This window comes from Thermosyntropha sp., assembly GCF_017656155.1.
Lineage (GTDB): Bacteria > Bacillota > Syntrophomonadia > Syntrophomonadales > Syntrophomonadaceae > Thermosyntropha.
On sequence record NZ_JACDOH010000002.1, the window covers coordinates 13,031 to 32,006 of the forward strand.

Sequence of the window (18,976 nt, forward strand, 5' to 3'; positions counted from 1 at the left end):
GAAAAGTTATGGCAGTTGTACGTCCTTTTAGGGCAATTAGGCCTGTTAAAGAGCTGGCAAGTAAAGTAGCAGCTTTACCTTATGATGTTATGGACAGTGATGAAGCGCGTGAAATGGTTAAAGGTAATCCGTATTCTTTTTTGCATGTAGACAAGGCTGAAATTGATCTGGATCCTAGCATAGATTTATATGATAAAAGGGTTTATGAAAAAGCACGCGATAATCTTAACCGAATGATTGAAGAAGGCATTTTTATTCAGGATGAAAAACCATACTTTTATATTTATCAGCAGATAATGGATGGCAGGGTTCAGACTGGTTTGGTTGCCTGCACTTCAATTGATGACTATATGAATGATATTATAAAAAAACATGAGCATACGAGGGCAGAGAAAGAACAGGATCGTATTAACCATGTTGATTACTGTGATGCCAATACTGGACCTATTTTTCTGACTTACCGTGTTAAGCCAGAAATAGACAGTATAGTTAAAGGCTGGACTAAAAATGAACCTTTGTATGATTTTGTTTCAGAAGATGGTGTAGCCCATAAGGTTTGGGTTATTGATGATGAAGAAACAGTAAATAAATTGGTCGAACTTTTTAAAACCGTCGATTATCTATACATTGCCGATGGGCACCACCGCTGTGCCTCTGCTGTAAAAGTAGGCAAGATGCGCAGAGAGGCTAATCCGGGTTATACAGGAGAAGAGGAATTTAATTATTTCCTTTCTGTTATTTTCCCGGATATAGATTTATATATCATGGATTACAACCGGGTAGTAAAAGATTTAAATGGCTTATCGGTTGAAGAGTTTTTAAACAAAATAAGTGAAAAATTTAAAGTTGAGAAGGCTGAAAAGGCACCTTACAAGCCAGAAACTAAACATACTTTTGGTATGTATCTTGAAGGTCAGTGGTATAAGCTTACTGCTAAAGAAGGAATTTTTAATCCTGATGATCCGGTAGACCGCTTGGATGTTTCTATTTTGCAAAATAACTTATTAGCGCCTGTTTTAGGCATTTTAGATCCACGCACTGATAAAAGAATTGATTTTGTAGGCGGTATTAGAGGTCTAAAAGAGTTGGAGAGAAGGGTTAACAGTGGTGAGATGAAAGTGGCATTCTCTATGTATCCGACTACTATAGATGATTTAATGGATATTGCAGATGCAGGAAAGGTAATGCCTCCTAAATCCACTTGGTTTGAACCTAAACTTAGAAGCGGGATCTTTATTCACAAATTATCTTAATGTATAATGTATTAATTAAACAAAATATTGTAAGCCAAGATAATTTTAAATATCTTGGCTTAATTTTTATATTTATTTAAGGTTATTTTTACCATAAAGATATATGAAAAAAGCGGGAAAGCTATTAACAAAAAGGAGTAAGGATAATATGGAAAATAGTGATAAAATAGGTTCTTTCCCGCCTTGGAGCAGAATAGATGATTTGGCTAAAATGACAGAAGAAGTCGGTATAGATTTTGATCAGTTTATTCAATGTTTAAAAGAGAATAAGAATACAGAAGAAATGGCTTTTAAGTTTAAAGTCAGTGAAAATACAATAGATATACTTAAAGAACATTTTTACCATTATGGTGTTAATTCAACCATGGGAGGAGATTAGACTCTTTTGTACACAATATACAAATCGTCTTAAGCTTCTTGCAAATTGGTTTTATTTATTATAAGATATTCTAAATTCGAAAAAGGGGAGCGGATATATGAGCGAGAAGTTTGCCAAGGAAGGACTTACCTTTGATGATGTGCTTTTAATTCCGGGATATTCTGAAGTTATGCCATCTGAGGTTGATGTTTCAACCAGGCTTACAAGAAACATAAGGCTGGCAATTCCTATAATGAGCGCAGGGATGGATACTGTTACTGAATATAAAATGGCAATTGCAATGGCCAGAGAAGGCGGAATTGGGATTATTCATAAAAATATGTCGATCGAAGAACAGGCTAAAATGGTAGATCGTGTAAAGCGTTCTGAACATGGAGTAATAACTGATCCTTTTTATCTTTCACCTGATGATAAAATTAAAGATGCCCTGGCTATAATGGAACATTATCATATTTCGGGTGTTCCTATTACTGAAGGAAGAAAACTGGTAGGAATTATAACTAACCGGGATATAAGATTTGAAACTGATTTTGAACAGCCTATACGCAATGTTATGACAAGTAAAGGGCTAGTTACTGCTCCGGTAGGAACCAGTATGGAAAAGGCTATGGAAATTTTGCGCAAACATAAAATAGAAAAGCTTCCTTTAGTAGATGAAGATTTTAATCTCATGGGGTTAATTACTATAAAGGATATAGAAAAAACCAGCCAATATCCCAATGCAGCTAAAGATAAAAAAGGGCGGCTTTTGGCAGGTGCGGCAGTAGGCACGGCAAAAGATACCATGGAAAGGGTAGAAGCACTTAAAAATGCAGGTGTAGATGTAATAGTAGTTGATACTGCTCATGGTCATTCTATAGGTGTTATTAAAATGGTAAAAAAAATAAAACAGAAATTTCCTGAGCTTGAGCTTATTGCAGGAAATGTAGCTACCGCAGAAGCAACTGAAGAATTGATAAAAGCAGGAGCAGATGCAGTTAAGGTTGGCATTGGTCCTGGGTCAATTTGCACTACCCGGGTTGTCGCAGGTATAGGGGTTCCTCAAATTACTGCGGTGTATGATTGCAGCAGGGTGGCTAAAAAATATGGAATCCCGATTATTGCTGATGGAGGTATAAAGTATTCAGGAGATATAGCTAAGGCTATTGCCGCCGGAGCTGATTCAGTAATGCTGGGAAATCTTCTCGCAGGTACTGATGAAGCTCCTGGGGAAACAGTTATACTTCAGGGCAGAAGTTATAAAGTTTACCGCGGAATGGGATCATTAGGGGCTATGACTCAGGGAAGCAGCGATCGTTATTTCCAGGAAGATGCTAAAAAACTGGTTCCTGAAGGTATAGAAGGTCGTGTACCTTATAGGGGTAGTGTATCTGATACTATTTTCCAGCTGGTTGGTGGTTTGCGGGCAGGTATGGGATACTGTGGAGCCAGAAATATTGAAGAGATGCAAACCAAGGCGCGTTTCATAAGGATTACTAATGCTGGATTAATCGAAAGTCATCCCCATGATGTTTATATAACCAAAGAAGCCCCTAATTACAGGGCTTAATATGTTTATAATTTTGTTAAAATTAGTTTTTGCGGCGATTTTGGCTTTTTTACTGGGGATGTTCTTGTACAATGGCCAAACTGCTCGTATTTTTGCTTTTGTTTGTGTTGGCTCAACTTTAGTAACTATAACTTCAATTTATTTTTTTCAAATAGCAGGTTTTCCATGGTATGGGGACCCGGGAAGGTTGGCTGCACAGATTGTAAGTGCACTGGGGTTTATCGTCTCAGGTTTGATTTGGATGGGAGAAGATAATAAAATAAGGGGATTAAATAAGGCAGCAGCTTTATGGATTATATCAATAACAGGAATTGTTATAGGTATGGCTTGATGGAATGCTATTTTTGATATGATATGATATAATAAATATAATATGTTATAAAAAATTAAATTTCACATGTAAATACCTGTTTTTTAAACGCTGAATCTGAATTGTCAGAGCGGAGGAACCATCTTTTGGGGTGAATCGAATTTATTTCGAGGGGCTAACCCTTAAGGCCCTAACCCGTCAGCTAACTTCGTAAGCGTTTTAAGGGAGGGGACAGGTTAAAAAAAACCCTCCATTTCTCTAATTTTCACCGTAGATTTTTACAGTGTATTCAGTATTTCTAAGAGGAGGGAAAAAATGAATAAAATAGTCAATTTAAATAAGTTAGAAGAAGATGCTAAGCGGGAAATTGCTTTGAAAAGGGCTGAAGAACTTAAACAAAGAATAAATGATTATTTAGAAAAAGAACCTTACATTGAAACTGGATTTAGGGTAAAAGAAAGGGTAGAAGCTAATAAAAGAAAGATTTTGGAGTATTTTGACGCTACTGAAGATGATTGGAACAACTGGGTATGGCAGATGAAACATCGTATATCTAAGCCGGAGGAACTCGCTTATTTTTTACCTTTAAATGATAAGCAGTATGAGGAATTAGTTGAGGTATCTAAGCATTTTCGCTGGGCTGTATCTCCTTATTATTTGAGTTTAATAGATTTTGAAAATTTTTTGGAATCACCTATATATAAACAGGCAGTGCCGATTATTTCCGAGTTGCTCGATAAAGAGGGATATGATGATCCAATGGGAGAAAATTATACCAGCCCTGCTCCCTGTATTACCCGGAGGTATCCGGATCGCTTGATAATAAATGTTACCAACCAGTGTGCTATGTATTGCCGGCATTGTCAGCGGAGGCGTAATTTTGGAGAGAAAGATGTAAGCGTTACCAGGAAGGAATTAGAACAGGCATTAGATTATATACGAAAAAACAAAGAGATAAGGGATGTTTTAGTTACCGGCGGAGATGCCTTAATGTTGAGTGACACTATGTTAGATTGGATTTTATCTGAACTTGATTCCATACCTCATGTAGAAATAAAGAGAATTGGAACCAGGACTTTGGTAACTTTGCCCCAGAGGGTTACTCCTGAATTGTGTACAATACTAGAAAAACATCCGCCTATATATGTAAATACCCAGTTTAATTCACCTTTAGAGATTACGCCTGAAGCCAAAAAGGCCTGCGATATGCTGGTAAAAGCAGGAGCGGTATTAGGAAACCAGGCAGTTTTACTTAAAGGAATAAATGATGATGAATATATAATGAAGAAGCTTAATCAAGAATTGTTAAAAATAAGGGTTCGACCTTATTATATTTTCCATGCTAAACAGGTAAAAGGGACTTCACATTTTATTACTAAAGTTGAAACTGGAATAAAAATAATGGAAAAACTGAGGGGCTACACTTCCGGATTAGCTGTACCTACTTATATAATTAATGCTCCAAATGGATATGGTAAAACGCCTATGCTGCCAGAGTATTTGTTATCAATGGGCGACGAGGAAATCACTATAAGAACCTGGGAAAATAAAGTTATGAATTATAAGAATAAAACTTATTAATATGATTTTTGACTAAAATAATAAAAGGGGGAGTTTATCCCCCTTTTATTAACAGATAGGTGCGAGTTAAAACGGTCTGTTGGCTAAACTTCTTTCAGCAATTTGAATAGCCATTTTGACCATATTTCCACAGTCTCTGGAACTTATTGCCCCCCAGCCTTCGGTAGCTACTATATGGTCTACTCCCAGCTCACGGGCAATCTCGTACTTTAACTGTTCAGACATAATACCTTTTCGTCTGGACATTTTAAAACCTCCTTATTGTTTAACTCGCACCTGTTATTATTTTGAGTAAAATTATATTAAATATAGCTAGATTTTAATTTATAATTTGTAAACTATTTCATCAGCTAGATTATTTTTATAATATTATATAAAGGGGAGGTTGAAGGTATGAGATATGAAGGTAATATATTCAGGCCGCCTAGTGAAGCTAACAGCTATATTTTGCAGGTTACCATAGGTTGCACTCATAATCGCTGCACTTTTTGTGCCATGTACAAAGATAAAAAATTCCGGGTGCGTTCTCTAGATGAGATAAAAACCGATATTCGTATGGCTAAACTTTATTATGGCGATGTGGAAAAAGTTTTCCTAGCCGATGGAGATGCTTTGGCCATGGATACCGATCAACTTTTGGAAGTATTGGAAACTTTATACAAGACTTTTCCAAGTTTAAGACATGTAGGAATATATGCTGGTCCTGACAGTATAATCTCTAAAGAGATGTCTGAACTTACTGCACTAAAGGCGGCAGGACTTTCTATTGCTTATTTAGGAGTAGAAACCGGAGATCCTGAGCTTTTAAAAGAGATACGCAAGGGTGTAACTTATGAAGAAATGGTAGAAGCAGGACAACGCATAAGAAGAGCAGGAATAAAGCTTTCAGTTACTGTTTTATTGGGATTGGCTGGCAGAAGTCCACGTGCGGTTGATCATGAGATTAATACAGCGAAAATTTTAAATGAAATTAATCCTGATTATATTGGTGCTTTAACCTTGATGGTAGTCCCAAATACTGAATTGTTCCGCAAGCAACAAAGAGGGGAATTTGAAGTTCCTGGGCCTTTTGAAATATTAGAAGAAATGTATATATTGATTAAACATTTAGAGTGTCAGGGAACTGAGTTCAGAAGTAATCATGCTTCCAATTATCTTCCAATAAAAGGAAGATTACCTGATGATAAAGAAAAGATGTTAGCTTTAATTAAGGAAATTATTGAAAAAAATGACCGCAGATATTTACGACCAGATTATTTAAGAGCACTATAGACAATATTTTTATATAACTGAATTGAAAAAATACTAAAAGGGTGAAAAGCTTGAGATTATTTGGACATAAAGATAAAGAATTATTTATTCTGTTAAATGAAAGTGCGCGGATAGTAGTTAGAGGAGGAGAAATTTTAAAAGAAGTAGTATATGATTACAAGGATCTTGATTTGAAACTGGCTAAATTGACTGCTATGGAACATGAAGGTGATCGCATAATAGAAGAACTTATAAGAAGGCTTAATACTTCTTTTATACTTCCTTTCGACAGGGAAGATGCTTTCGAATTGGTGCAGGCTTTAGCCGTAGTTTTAGATTATATAACCGGAATAATTGATCGCATGATTTTATATAAGACCGGTGAGCCAGATGATAGGGTAAGAGAGATGGTAGAAATTTTGTGTCGCTCTTTAGAATTACAGGAAAAGGCTTTTAATATGCTGAATAAAGTGGAACAAAACAAGGCGGGTATAATATCCTGCTGTGAAGAGATAACTAGTTTGGAGCGAAAACAGGACAGCTTATATCGTAATGGATTGGCCAGGTTATTTGAAAATGAAAAAGACCCTATACAGATAATTAAGTGGCGTGAAGTTTATGAGCATATTGAAATGGCCCAGGATTATGTACAAGATGTTGCAGAGCTTTTAAGTAGCATAGTAGTTAAATACTCTTGAAAAACTAAAAAAAAGCCTTGCTCTTAATTGTCAGCAAGGCTTTTTGTGTTATTTACAGCCATTTTTTCATTCGGAAAGCCAAAAGCATACCTAAAGACAGTGAAACCATTCCGAGCATTATAAACCATGCTGCCAGGGGATGACTTTGCCCCGGAAGGTTGACATTCATGCCGTAAAAACCGGTTATAACAGTAAGAGGCATCATAATTACTGAAATGATAGTTAAAACAGTTATAATTTCACTGGTGCGACCATTGATTATCGAATAATAAGTTTCCAGTGAGCTGTTGACGAGTTCGCGGTAAGCGTTGGCTGCATCAATGATGCTGTCTAAGTGGTCAACCAAGTCTAAATAGTAAGGAATATTTTCTTCTTTAACGAAAAATGAATAGCGACCGTTTATGTTGCTGAATATTCTGCGTTGAGGAATGAGAACTTTTCTAAGGAGGATTATGGTTCTTCGTAAAGCAAGGATTTCTTCGGTAATTTGTCGACCGCGTAGAACAAAAATATCATCTTCCAGTTCGTCTATGCGTTCACCCAAACGCTCAATTATAGGAAAATAATCATCAACTATGTTATCTACAATCGAATACAATAAATATTCCGGCCCTCTGTTCATTAAAGTAGTTTCTTTAAGACAAACTCTTGCTGCTTTACCTACTGCAGAAAGGGCAATAGGATGGATAGTTACAATATAATTGGATCCCATAAATACATCTAGTTCGATGTTGCTTAATTCGTCTTCCTCGAGAACATCTTCAGAGTAGCGCAGGGCGTGAAATACGAAAAAATGATAATTGTCATAGCGATCTAATTTTGCTCTTGGACTACTCTGTAAACAGTCTTCTAGCGCTAGGGGGTGAAAGTCGAATATATTTCCTATATAATGAAGTTCATTAGGAGAACAGTCATAGATATCTATCCACAGAAGGCTGTTAGGAGAAGCAAGTAGAAGGTCTTTTTGGGTTAAGTCGACGTCATGGTACATTTTATTTTCAACATAATTATACCAGTATGTTTTAATCATTTCCTAATCCCTCCTTGTTTTAAAGAGGGTTAGATTTTCACCTGGTGGTACAATGCAACCCTCTTTATATTATTTTGTTTAGAACGGATAAAGTGTCGCGATCGATAATCCGGGATAGGTTCCATGTGACCACCACCTTTATATCATTTCTCAACATCTTATTATATACTATGGATTAGTTTTTCGTCAAAAAAGTTGAATAAAATTTTGTTTAAGGATAAATTACGATGAATTTGGGTAATTTAGGAAGAAGGAGGGGTTATATGCGTAGATTTATAAGTGTTTTAGTCATTTTTTCGCTGCTTATATTTTTTTCTAGTGGTTGCAGTTTAAAACTTCCAGAAGTAAAAGCTCCGGAGCCTTCTGTGGTATATGATATAAATAACCAGCCTATAAGAGGTATTGCCCATCAAAACCAGATAAATTTGAATTTTAATGAAATACCTAATTATTTTATACAGGCTGTAATTGCAGTAGAAGATAAAAATTTTTATAAACATCATGGAATAGATATAACAGGAATATTAAGAGCAGTCGTTATGAACATAAAGGCAGGGAAAATTGTAGCAGGCGGAAGTACTATAAGCCAGCAGACTGCTAAAAATCTTTATTTGAGTAATGAGAGAACTTGGTTAAGAAAAATAAAGGAGCTTTATTATACATTTCAACTAGAGCGCAAATACAGCAAGGATGAAATTTTAACTATGTATTGCAACAATGTTTATTTTGGCCATGGAGCTTACGGTCTTGAAGCTGCTGCGCGCACTTTTTTTGCTAAGAATGCCGAGAAGCTAACCTTGGCTGAAGCTGCACTATTAGCAGGTCTTCCTCAGTGGCCGTCTCATTTTGACCCTTATCAAAATCCTGATGCAGCTAAAAAAAGGCAGGAAGCGGTTTTACAGAGGATGGTTGAAGAAGGGTATATAACTCCTGAACAGAAAGATGAAGCTGTAAAACAAAAATTGAGTTTTCAAAAATCCCCTTATATAAGCGGAGAGGCTCCTTACTTTATGGCCTTAGTGGAACAGTATGTAAGGGAAAAGTATGGAGATAGGGCTATGACTAGCGAAGGACTGAAGATATATACTACATTAGATTTAAATTTGCAGAGAGCAGCTAATAGAGCTTTATTTGAAGGGATGCAAGACAGGCCGTCTGATATGCAGGCTGCTCTTGTTGCGGTTGATGTCAAAACCGGGGAAGTCAGGGCTTTAATTGGAGGAAGGGATTTTACGACTTCTCCTTATAATCGCGTTATGGCTAAGAGACAGCCTGGTTCAACTTTTAAGCCTTTTATTTATTCTTTAGCCATTGATTCTGGTTTTACAGCAGTAGATATGATAATGTGTGAAAGAGTAGAATATAGAATGAGTGATGGAAGTTTATATATTCCAAAAGATTATGGAAAAAAACCCTATCACTATCGTGAATTTACTTTAAAGGAAGCTTTAATGAAGTCTGATAATGTGGTGGCAGTAAGGCTGAATGACATGTTAAATCCGGAGGTTACTGCCAGATATTGTGAAAGATTTGGCTTTAAAAATGTAAAGCCTGTTTTATCTCTCCCTTTAGGCTCAATTGAAGTTACTCCTCTGGAAATGGCAGCAGGCTATGCGGTTCTTGCCAATCAAGGTATATACAGTGAACCTTTATATATTTTAAGGATAGAAGATAAAAGGGGAAATATTTTAGAGAAGAATAAACCGCATTCAATAAGAGTAATTTCTCCTGAAAATGCTTATATCATTACCAATATGCTTAAAGGAGTTCTAGAACCTGGAGGAACAGGGTCTCATTTAAGGGGAATTGTTGGCTCTAATGCAGCAGGAAAAACAGGAACTACTGATGATTATCGTGATGCATGGTTTGTAGGTTATACCCCCCGAATTTCCTGTGCAGTATGGGTAGGTTATGATGATGGAAGAAGCGTCCATTTACCTGGAGGAAGTTTGGCTGGACCTGTATGGGCAAAATTTATAAAACAAACTTCAGCCAGACTCGGAAAAGAAGATTTTAAAAAACCTTCTAGTGTAAATTTAGTAAATATCTGTTTAGATTCCGGACTTATTGCAACAGAATTCTGTCCACGCACATCTATGACTGCTTTTATAAAAGGAACAGAACCGCAGGATATATGTTATTTACACATGTATAATGAGGATACCGATGAGAAAGAAGAAGATTTACCACCTGAAGTAGATGAAGGAGGACAACAAGAAAATGAGACCGAAGAAAAAAATGAAGTATCTGAATCGGAAGAGGCAATAGAATAAATATTTAAAAACAAGAGGAAAGTTTAGAAAACAATGGCTAGCCTTATATGTGTTTTCAATGATAAAATTTTACTATATGTACAATATTTCCTGTGAGGAGAGACATATGCAAAGAGGAGAATTGTTGGAAGGGATGAAAGATGCCTTGCCAATTGTACTGGGATATGTGCCTTTAGGTTTTGCATTTGGGATTTTAGCCAATGAAGCAGGTATGTCGGTTGTTCAGGCCACAGCCATGTCGATTTTATGTTTTACAGGGGCAGGGCAATATATTGCTATTGGGGTTTTGCAGGCGAATGGTGCTGTAATTACTGCAATACTCGCTAATATTCTGGTTAACATGAGGTATTTTCTTTTTTCAACTTCTCTGGTTCCTTTTTTAAAAGATAATGTTCCTTCTAAAATTGCTACTGTGCTTTCTTATGGCCTTACCGATGAAACTTATGCGGTAGCTTTTAATCGTTATAAGTTTAAGAAACCTACCAGTTCATATATAGCAGGTCTAAACATTACCTCGCATATAAGCTGGATAAGTAGCACTTTTTTAGGCGCTTTATCGGGGACTTTGATAACCAATACTGACAAAATGGGATTAGGCTTTGCTCTGCCTGCTATGTATACCTGTCTTTTAGTTTTAGTAATAAGTAAGCGTAATGATATAATTGTGGCCTTTATAGCTGCAGCTTTGTGCCTTTGGACAGGATATGTTTGGCCGGCTTCTATGCAGAATCTATCCAATATAATAATAGCTACTGTAGTGGCTGCAACTATAGGGGTGATAATAAATGACAAACGCTGATATCTGGATTATGATTATAGGGGTTTCAATCGTAAGCGTATTGCCACGGGTTTTGCCGGTTGCATTTTTTTCCAGGTTTGATTTTCCTGAAATTTTGAAAGAATGGCTTTCTTACATAGCACCTGCGGTGCTGGCAGCTTTGACTGCTTTAAGTATAATTGCCCCTGGAGGATCTATAGATATAAGCTTTAATAATATTTATATTCTGGCTTTTATACCTACAATTATTACAGCAATAAAGACCAGGAGTCTTTTTTTTACTTTGCTGGTAGGCATCGGGACGATGGCAATACTTTATAATCTTGTTCAATTATAGTTTTACATAAAAAAACAAAATGGGGAGGGTATTTTATGAATACTAAAATTACCATTCTGGTGGAAAATACTACACCTGTTCCAGGCTTAACGGGGGAATACGGATTTGCTGCTTTAATAGAAAGGAATGAAAAAAAATATCTGTTTGATACAGGATCTAAGGACGCTTTATTTAATAATGCCAGGTTTTTAGGTATTGATTTAAATGAAGTATCTGAACTGATTATAAGTCATGGACATTTTGATCACACCGGTGCAGTTTTGCCTCTTGTTAGGGATTATCAGATAAAAAAAATATATGCCCATTCTGGTATTTTTGTTTCAAGACCAGTTTTCCTGGGTGATGGAAATTTTAGAGAAATAGGGTGTGCGTTTAAAAAGGAAGAAGTTTTAAACTTAGGGGTCGAGCTCATTTGGACAGATGAATTTACAGAAATTAGCCCAGGAATTTTTGTTACTGGTGAAATTCCGAGAAATAACAGGTTTGAGGATGTTGGTGGCCCTTTTAAGGTAAAGATTGAGAATAATATTGCAAATGATGTTTTACCGGATGATATGGCATTAGTTATCGATGATAAAGATGGATTAGTTATAATCAGCGGTTGTGCACATGCAGGTATGATAAATACTATCGATTATGTTGTTCAAAAAACAGGCAGGTCGATAATCAAGGCGTATATAGGTGGAACTCATCTGATAACTGCTTCAAAAGAGAGAATAGATAGAACTATAGAATCTCTGAATAATTATCATATTGAGAAGATTATCGTGTGTCACTGCACGGGCTTTTATGCTGCATCTCTTTTATATAATGCGCTAGGAGACAGAATAATAAAAGGAGAAACTGGAATGAGCTTTACTTTTTAGCAATATTGGGGGTGTAGATTTTTGACTGTCAATAAATGCAGGGTTAAACCGAAAAATTTAAAAAAGAAATGCAATCCTGGTATTTTTAAATTCAAAAGTACAGAAGAGCTTAAACCTTTAAAAGGTATTATTGCACAGGAAAGAGCCTTAAAGGCGGTGTCCTTAGGGATAGATATTGAGCATCTCGGTTATAATGTTTATCTTTCAGGAGCTGTAGGATGCGGTAAAATGACCTTAGCCCGGCAGGTTTTGGAAAATAAAGCTAAAAAAGAGCCGGTTCCTTCCGACTGGTGTTATGTATATAATTTCAAAAATCCTGATATGCCAAAGGCGTTAGAGCTTCCTTCGGGACAGGGAAAGGTTTTTCAAAAAACAGTTGCTGAAAACGTGGAAAAGGTAATTGACAGTATTATAAAAGCCTTAAGCAGTGAAGAGGTTGAAAATAAAAGGAACCAGATATTAAACCAGTTTATGGAAGAAACCAACCGCAGATATTTGAAGCTTGAAGAAGAAGCGAGAGCTTATGGATTCACCATAGCGCGCAATGAGGCGGGCGTTACCAGTATTCCTCTTAAAGATGGAGAGATAATGAGTCAAGAAGATTTTGTGCGTCTTTCTGATGAAGAAAGAAATGAAATAATGAAAAAAGGCTCCATAGTGCAGGAAAAATTGAACGATGCTTTAAGGCAATATAGGGAGATGGAAAAAAGCGTAAGAGAAAAAATAAGGCTGTTAGAAAGTGAGGCTGCCCGGGAGGTTATTGAACCTTATTTTAATAAACTTATAGATAAATACAAAAATTTTCCTAAAGTTATTCAATATTTACAGGAAATGCAGGAAGATATTCTGGAAAATAAAGATAATTTTACAAAAAGCCATGAAGATTCACCTTTCAATTTTTTAAATCATATGAGCCGCCGAAGTGTATTAAGGAAATATCAGGTTAACCTGATTGTTGATAATTCCGAACTTAAGCATGCACCGGTTATTATCGAGAAGAATCCTACTTATGCCAATCTTTTTGGACAAATTGAGTATGAGGGAGAATTTGGTATACTGTCTACCGATTTTTCAAAAATAAAGGCGGGAGCAGTACATAAGGCCAATGGTGGTTATTTGGTATTATATGTTGATGATATTTTAAATAACTTTTATATTTGGGATAAGCTAAAAAAAGTAATAAAAAATCAGGAAATAAGCATTGAAAGCATTGGCAAGATGATTGGCATAACTAATACGGAAACTTTACAACCTGAGCCTATTCCATGCCATATAAAAGTAGTGCTTATAGGTGAACCTATATATTATTATCTCTTTTACAACTATGACAATGATTTTCAAAAGCTTTTTAAAGTAAGGGCCGATTTTGACGTTGAAATGGATAGAAGCAGAAAGCATATTAATGATTATGCCCGTTTTATAAGTTCAGTATGTGAAAGCAAGGGTTTGAGACATTTTACTCCAGATGCGGTGGCAGAAGTAATAGATTATGGAAGCAGACTGGTAGAACATCAAGATAAACTTACTGCTTTATTTAATAAGTTGGAAGAAATAATATATGAAGCTGACTGCTGGGCTAAGTATGACAATTCTGAACTGGTAACTGGAGAACATGTAAGAAAGGCTTTAAATGAGAAAAAAATGCGCTCTTCTCTTTTAGAAGATAAAATCCAGGAATATATCAAAGAAGGAACTTTGCTGATAGATACTAAAAGCTGGAGAATAGGTGAAATAAACGGATTAGCAGTTTACGAGCTGGGTGATTACAGCTTTGGCAAACCGGTTCGAATTACGGCTAAGACGTTTATGGGAGAAAAAGGGGTAGTAAATATAGAACGGGAAATTCATTTAAGCGGAACTATTCACAGTAAAGGGGTATTGATATTAAGCGGATTTTTGGGTGCTAAATATGCCCAGGATAAACCGCTTTCTCTTTCGGCCAGTTTAACCTTTGAACAGAGCTACTCAGGTATTGAAGGAGATAGTGCTTCCAGTGCAGAATTATATGCATTATTATCCAGTTTAGCTGAAGTGCCTATTTTTCAGGGAATTGCAGTTACCGGTTCGGTTAATCAGAATGGAGAAATACAGCCAGTAGGAGGTGTTAACCAGAAGATAGAAGGGTTTTATAAGGTTTGCAAGGAACAGGGATTAGATGGAAGACAGGGAGTTATAATACCAAAGCAGAATGTCCCTCAGCTTATGTTGGATGATGAGATAATTGAAGCAGTAAAAGAGAAAAAATTTAATATATGGGCGGTAGAGCATATTGATGAAGGATTGGAAATATTGACTGGATTGCCTGCTGGCAAGCCAGACAGTAACGGGAAATATCCTCCTTCTACCATTCATTATATGGTTGATAATAAATTGCGCCAGTGGAGCAAAAAACAAAACCGTTATCCTAAAGAGAGGAACAGCCGCCGACGGCTGGCGGGGAGGAGTGAATGGTGAATTTTAGGGGATTGATTTATGTTTTGATAACTTTAGCAATGTTTTTTTTACTTGGGGTTAGTGGATGCAGTTCTGGTTTTTCTGGATTTGAAATGACTGAAAATTCCAAACCTGAACTCATCAAGGTACAAATTTTTTTTACCGATAACCAGTCTATTACAGGTTATGTAAAAAGCCTGGGTATAGAGGAAGATGCCAAGGTATATGTAGGAGGATCTTCACTTAATTATCTATATGATAAAAACGGCAATATCATAGGTTCTTATAATTATCAGAGGGTGCTTTATATGAAAATAATTCCGGAAAAAGAAGTTGATGATTAGGAAGGCCGTGCCTATGAATTTTAAAGATTTTGATGAAAGTTATTAGGGGGTTAAAAGGGTGAAGGCGTTTCTTGACTGGTTTGAAATTTTGCTGCGTAGGGTGGATGTGAGGCTTCGCTTAATTATTGCTTTTACTCTGGTTTTGGCCGGGGTTACCGGTTTGATGGGAATTTATGCCACCTGGCTTATGGGCAATAAAGTGGTAATGACGGCAGAAGAAAAATTGAAATCGGATTTAGCCTTAGGAAGAGAAATAATTGAACAAAAATATCCCGGAGATTGGCAGATTATTGGAGGTAAGCTTTATAAGGGAAATGTTTTGATGGAAGGAAATTATCAGATAGTAGACCGGATTGGGAAATTAACTGGGGGGACGGTTACTATTTTTAAAGGTGATACCCGGGTAGCTACCAATGTTATGAGAGATAATCACCGGATGGTTAATACTAAGGCAGCAGATTATGTTGTTGAAAAAGTGCTTAAAAATGGCAAAACTTATTTAGGACAGGCTGATGTGGTAGGGGTGAAATGTTTTACCACATATGAACCTATAAAAGATAAAAATGGACAAATAATCGGCATGTGGTATGTAGGGTTGCCTGCTACCCCTTATGATGAAATGGTAGCCAAATTCAGGCTTAATATGATTGGCTATTCTGCTCTAGGCATAATAGCTGGTTTTATTGCTGCATTTCTTATTGCTTATACTGTTTATATGCCGTTGAGGCGTATTGGAGATGCAGTGGCTAAAACGAGTGAAGGTGATTTGACTCAAAGAATACCGGTAAAAGCAGATGATGCTTTAGGAAGATTAGCAGTTAAAGTAAATGTAATGATTGAACGGATGTATGATTTGATAGGCAAGACTAAGAACTTAAGCGCAACTGTAAAAGATTCAAGTTCGCAGCTTTTAGAACGGTCAAATTTAAGCGCATCTCTTACTGAAAAAATGGTTAATGAAGCTAATACTATGAGCAGTAATACACAGGAACAGGCGCAGCTTACAGAAAAATCAAGAAGAGCTATAACTGAAATGTCAAGTGCAATAGAGCAATTGGCTGCTAATACCCAGGAGGTATCAACCTCTGCAATGACTGCTACGGATAAGGCAAAGGAAGGGGAAAAACAGATAAAGGATGCTATAAATCAGATAAATATTATAAAAGAAGCAGTTAATAGTGCAGCCGGAGTTATTGAAGGTTTAGGTAAAAAATCTCAAGAAATCGGACAGATTGTAGATTTAATCACCAGTATTGCGGCACAGACTAATCTTCTTGCACTAAATGCTGCTATTGAGGCAGCACGGGCAGGAGAACAGGGGAAGGGTTTTGCGGTTGTAGCAGAAGAGGTGCGCAAACTTGCTGAGGAATCTGGTGAGGCAGCCAAGAAAATTGCTGAACTTATTAATGAGATACAAAGTGAAGCTCAAAGTGCTGTCCATTCGATGCAGGAAGGAACCCGAGAGGTAAATAATGGAAGCGAGATAATCTTAGCGGCTGGTGAATTCTTTAATCAAATAATAAATGCAGTTTCAGCGGTGAATGAGCAGATTCAGGAAATATCAGCTGCTAGTGAGGAAATAGCTGCAAGTGCAGAAACTGCGATTATATCTATTGAAGAAACTACCAGAACCGCAGAGAATAATGCGCGGGCTGCAGAGAAAATAAGTCAGATAGCAGAAGAACAGATGGCGGGAATAGAAGAAGTAAATGCAACGATAAATAGGCTTAATGATATAGTTAATGCTCTTGAAGAGGCTATGTCTTATTTTAAAATCTGAGAATGATGAGATAAAAATGGTTGTAATGGGTATTTTAAGGGGAGGGACATAAATGAATAAAATTGCCGCCCGGTGTATAATGTGTGGCAAAACTTACGAGGTAGCGGAAGACCATAAAGATTATCCTAAATTGTCACAGGCTAAAGATGCCGTTTTTGTATGCGACAGGTGTAATTATAAAGTGCGTTATGAAAGCGAGGAAAAACAAAAACCTAAAAAGCCTATGTAGGAAGGATAATATATGGAAAAGATTTGTATAAGAAATGAAGAAAAGGAACTGAGAACTTATATAAATATACCGCCTTCTGCTACCCATTTATTGATAATATGCCATGGTTTTAGGGGAAGTAAAGAAAATGGGGGAAGGGTTTTTGATTTTACATCCAGGCTTGGCTATGCTGGGTTTGGTGTTTTAGCTTTTGATTTTTCCGGTAGTGGAGAAAGTTCGGGCGATTTTGCCGATGTTACTTTGTCAAGGCAAGCGGAAGATTTAAAACTGGTTTTGAATTATGTCAAAGAAAATATTTCATTGCCGGCGGTTCTTTTAGGCAGGAGCTTTGGAGGGACAACCGTCCTGGCCGGAGGAACCGGCGAAGATATTGTAAAAGGTTTTATTTTATGGTCAACACCGGTTTTTCTACACTCTACCTTTAGCCAAATAATGCCAAAGGAATACAAAAAATTAAAAGCAGGTGTGCGAGTAAAGCTAAGGGATGAAGGGGGTTCTTTCGAATTAAATCCCTATTTGGTGGAAGATTTTGATAGCCATAACATCGCTGAATACATAGGAAATATAGGCGATAGACCGGTTTTAATCATTCATGGAGGCAAGGATGAGATAGTTTCTGTAAAAAATGCTTATTATATGGCAGAAAAGATTCCTTTATGTACTTTAAAGATATTTCCCAATGCCGATCATAAGTTCATTTATTGCTACCGTGAAAGGGAAGATTATACTATTGAATGGCTTAAGAAAAAATTCGAAGCTTTGTGGGAGTAAAGAATGATGTCATCTTTTTTCAGTATCAAATCAGATGTAATTTCCGAAATAGCAATAAAAAAATCAAAGTTTATTGCTTGGGCAGTTCCGGTAGACAATGCTGACAAAGTTGAAGCGTTATTAGAGGAAGCCCGCCAGATATGGCCTGGGGCCAGACATTATTGTTATGCCTATATAATCAGAGAACCTTATCAGGAAAAATTTAGTGATGATGGAGAACCTTCAGGGACAGCTGGATTACCTATATTAAATGTAATTAAAAAACAGAAATTTGAAAATGTTTTGATAATAGTTACAAGATATTTTGGGGGAATACTTTTAGGAGCTTCTGGATTGATAAGGGCTTATTCATCTGCTGCTTCTGATGCTTTGAATAAAGCAGAAAAGCGGTTATTCACATATTGTCAGGAAGTAAAAGCTGAAATTAGCTATGCCTACTGGGGGGTAATAAATCATCGATGCAATCTGGAACAAGTATTGATTGACCAGATTCAATTTGATACTTCGGTTAAAGTGAAATTTTTAATTCCGATAGAAAATGTAGAGAAATTCATAGAAATGCTAGTTTTCTTATCTAATGGAACTGCTGTTGTTATGCCAGGAGAAAAAAAATATTGCTCGATAAAAAATGCTTCTTAAAAGGAGGCTTTTTTTTATAGAAGAACAAAAAATCCTATTGCTAAGATGTAGCTTAAGGTTATTATGCAGAATGATCCTATAAGTGTTTGTAATAATTCTTTTTTCGTAAAATTACTAAACATAAGTTCGTCCTCCTTTTTGATTTTAGGAACATTTGTTTTATACGCAAATAATAACATCAAACATATATTCTGTCAATGCCTTTATTAAATATTATTTAATTTTTAAATAAAATATTACAATTACAACCAAAAATAGAAAAATATAATTTTGACTTGATAAAGATATTAAGAGGGAAATCATGTTTGTATTGATGGTTTAAGAAATGAGAAATTATTAAGGTAAAATTTAAGAAGAAGCAATTGCTTATGATTTAGGAAGGCAGAAAATAAAAAATGGTACGCCTGAGAGGAATCGAACCTCCGCTCCCGGCTCCGGAGGCCGGTGCTCTATCCACTGAGCTACAGGCGTACAT

General features: G+C 36.3%; 19 protein-coding genes, 1 tRNA gene and 1 riboswitch. Of the genes, 17 read left to right on the plus strand and 3 right to left on the minus strand.

Going from position 1 to position 18,976, the window contains the following annotated elements; all coding sequences use genetic code 11:
• Nucleotides 1–8 precede the first annotated feature (8 nt).
• The 5 genes from H0Z36_RS01980 (at nucleotide 9) to eam (ending at nucleotide 5,072) form a co-directional block, all read left to right on the plus strand.
• Complete coding sequence (locus tag H0Z36_RS01980; RefSeq protein WP_296863408.1) at nucleotides 9–1,253, plus strand: DUF1015 family protein; 1,245 nt, start codon at nucleotides 9–11, stop codon at nucleotides 1,251–1,253.
• A gap of 148 nt (nucleotides 1,254–1,401) precedes the next feature.
• A complete protein-coding gene (locus H0Z36_RS01985; protein ID WP_296863410.1) occupies nucleotides 1,402–1,632 on the plus strand; it encodes a helix-turn-helix domain-containing protein in 231 nt (76 codons plus the stop codon).
• 97 nt (nucleotides 1,633–1,729) lie between these two features.
• Nucleotides 1,730–3,181, plus strand: a complete 1,452-nt coding sequence (gene guaB, locus H0Z36_RS01990; RefSeq protein ID WP_296863412.1) for an IMP dehydrogenase — start codon at nucleotides 1,730–1,732, stop codon at nucleotides 3,179–3,181.
• Between the two features lies 1 nt (nucleotide 3,182).
• The gene (locus H0Z36_RS01995) at nucleotides 3,183–3,512 is read left to right on the plus strand and encodes an MgtC/SapB family protein (protein WP_296863414.1); all 330 of its coding nucleotides are present in this window, start codon (nucleotides 3,183–3,185) and stop codon (nucleotides 3,510–3,512) included.
• 78 nt (nucleotides 3,513–3,590) lie between these two features.
• Nucleotides 3,591–3,724, plus strand: a riboswitch (cyclic di-AMP (ydaO/yuaA leader).
• Between the two features lie 82 nt (nucleotides 3,725–3,806).
• Nucleotides 3,807–5,072 (plus strand): glutamate 2,3-aminomutase, encoded by a 1,266-nt coding sequence (gene eam / locus H0Z36_RS02000; RefSeq protein ID WP_296863416.1) that lies wholly within the window; start codon nucleotides 3,807–3,809, stop codon nucleotides 5,070–5,072.
• Nucleotides 5,073–5,138: 66 nt separating this feature from the next.
• On the opposite strand, the gene H0Z36_RS02005 is transcribed toward eam, so the two are convergent.
• A complete protein-coding gene (locus tag H0Z36_RS02005; protein WP_296863418.1) occupies nucleotides 5,139–5,318 on the minus strand; it encodes an alpha/beta-type small acid-soluble spore protein in 180 nt (59 codons plus the stop codon).
• A gap of 147 nt (nucleotides 5,319–5,465) precedes the next feature.
• Here H0Z36_RS02005 and H0Z36_RS02010 point away from each other — a divergent pair, with 147 nt between their 5' ends.
• On the plus strand, nucleotides 5,466–6,344 hold the full coding sequence (locus H0Z36_RS02010; RefSeq protein WP_296863420.1) for a radical SAM protein: 879 nt from the start codon (nucleotides 5,466–5,468) through the stop codon (nucleotides 6,342–6,344).
• Nucleotides 6,345–6,385: 41 nt separating this feature from the next.
• Nucleotides 6,386–7,021, plus strand: a complete 636-nt coding sequence (locus H0Z36_RS02015; protein ID WP_296863422.1) for a DUF47 family protein — start codon at nucleotides 6,386–6,388, stop codon at nucleotides 7,019–7,021.
• A gap of 52 nt (nucleotides 7,022–7,073) precedes the next feature.
• Here the strand turns inward: H0Z36_RS02015 and corA are convergent, their stop codons facing one another.
• Nucleotides 7,074–8,051, minus strand: a complete 978-nt coding sequence (gene corA / locus H0Z36_RS02020) for a magnesium/cobalt transporter CorA (RefSeq protein ID WP_296863424.1) — start codon at nucleotides 8,049–8,051, stop codon at nucleotides 7,074–7,076.
• Between the two features lie 263 nt (nucleotides 8,052–8,314).
• Here corA and H0Z36_RS02025 point away from each other — a divergent pair, with 263 nt between their 5' ends.
• The 10 genes from H0Z36_RS02025 to H0Z36_RS02070 all read left to right on the plus strand — a co-directional run bounded on the left by H0Z36_RS02025 (nucleotide 8,315) and on the right by H0Z36_RS02070 (nucleotide 18,501).
• On the plus strand, nucleotides 8,315–10,324 hold the full coding sequence (locus H0Z36_RS02025) for a PBP1A family penicillin-binding protein (RefSeq protein WP_296863425.1): 2,010 nt from the start codon (nucleotides 8,315–8,317) through the stop codon (nucleotides 10,322–10,324).
• 106 nt (nucleotides 10,325–10,430) lie between these two features.
• Complete coding sequence (locus H0Z36_RS02030) at nucleotides 10,431–11,123, plus strand: AzlC family ABC transporter permease (RefSeq protein ID WP_296863427.1); 693 nt, start codon at nucleotides 10,431–10,433, stop codon at nucleotides 11,121–11,123.
• On the plus strand, nucleotides 11,110–11,439 hold the full coding sequence (locus H0Z36_RS02035; RefSeq protein ID WP_296863429.1) for an AzlD domain-containing protein: 330 nt from the start codon (nucleotides 11,110–11,112) through the stop codon (nucleotides 11,437–11,439). The genes H0Z36_RS02030 and H0Z36_RS02035 overlap by 14 nt, the downstream gene beginning before the upstream one ends.
• A gap of 35 nt (nucleotides 11,440–11,474) precedes the next feature.
• A complete protein-coding gene (locus H0Z36_RS02040) occupies nucleotides 11,475–12,305 on the plus strand; it encodes an MBL fold metallo-hydrolase (RefSeq protein ID WP_296863431.1) in 831 nt (276 codons plus the stop codon).
• Between the two features lie 21 nt (nucleotides 12,306–12,326).
• Nucleotides 12,327–14,759 carry an ATP-binding protein gene (locus H0Z36_RS02045; RefSeq protein ID WP_296863433.1) on the plus strand — a complete coding sequence of 811 codons (2,433 nt, stop codon included), beginning with the start codon at nucleotides 12,327–12,329 and terminating at the stop codon, nucleotides 14,757–14,759.
• Nucleotides 14,753–15,082, plus strand: a complete 330-nt coding sequence (locus tag H0Z36_RS02050; protein WP_296863435.1) for a hypothetical protein — start codon at nucleotides 14,753–14,755, stop codon at nucleotides 15,080–15,082. Before H0Z36_RS02045 ends, H0Z36_RS02050 begins: the two co-directional genes overlap by 7 nt.
• A 58-nt stretch (nucleotides 15,083–15,140) precedes the next feature.
• A complete protein-coding gene (locus H0Z36_RS02055; RefSeq protein ID WP_296863437.1) occupies nucleotides 15,141–16,862 on the plus strand; it encodes a methyl-accepting chemotaxis protein in 1,722 nt (573 codons plus the stop codon).
• Nucleotides 16,863–16,914: 52 nt separating this feature from the next.
• On the plus strand, nucleotides 16,915–17,091 hold the full coding sequence (locus H0Z36_RS02060) for a DUF2197 domain-containing protein (protein WP_296863439.1): 177 nt from the start codon (nucleotides 16,915–16,917) through the stop codon (nucleotides 17,089–17,091).
• A 12-nt stretch (nucleotides 17,092–17,103) separates the two neighbouring features.
• On the plus strand, nucleotides 17,104–17,862 hold the full coding sequence (locus H0Z36_RS02065) for an alpha/beta fold hydrolase (RefSeq protein WP_296863441.1): 759 nt from the start codon (nucleotides 17,104–17,106) through the stop codon (nucleotides 17,860–17,862).
• Between the two features lie 3 nt (nucleotides 17,863–17,865).
• Complete coding sequence (locus H0Z36_RS02070) at nucleotides 17,866–18,501, plus strand: YigZ family protein (protein ID WP_296863443.1); 636 nt, start codon at nucleotides 17,866–17,868, stop codon at nucleotides 18,499–18,501.
• A gap of 396 nt (nucleotides 18,502–18,897) precedes the next feature.
• Here the strand turns inward: H0Z36_RS02070 and H0Z36_RS02075 are convergent.
• A tRNA-Arg gene (locus H0Z36_RS02075) sits at nucleotides 18,898–18,972 on the minus strand.
• Nucleotides 18,973–18,976: the final 4 nt, after the last annotated feature.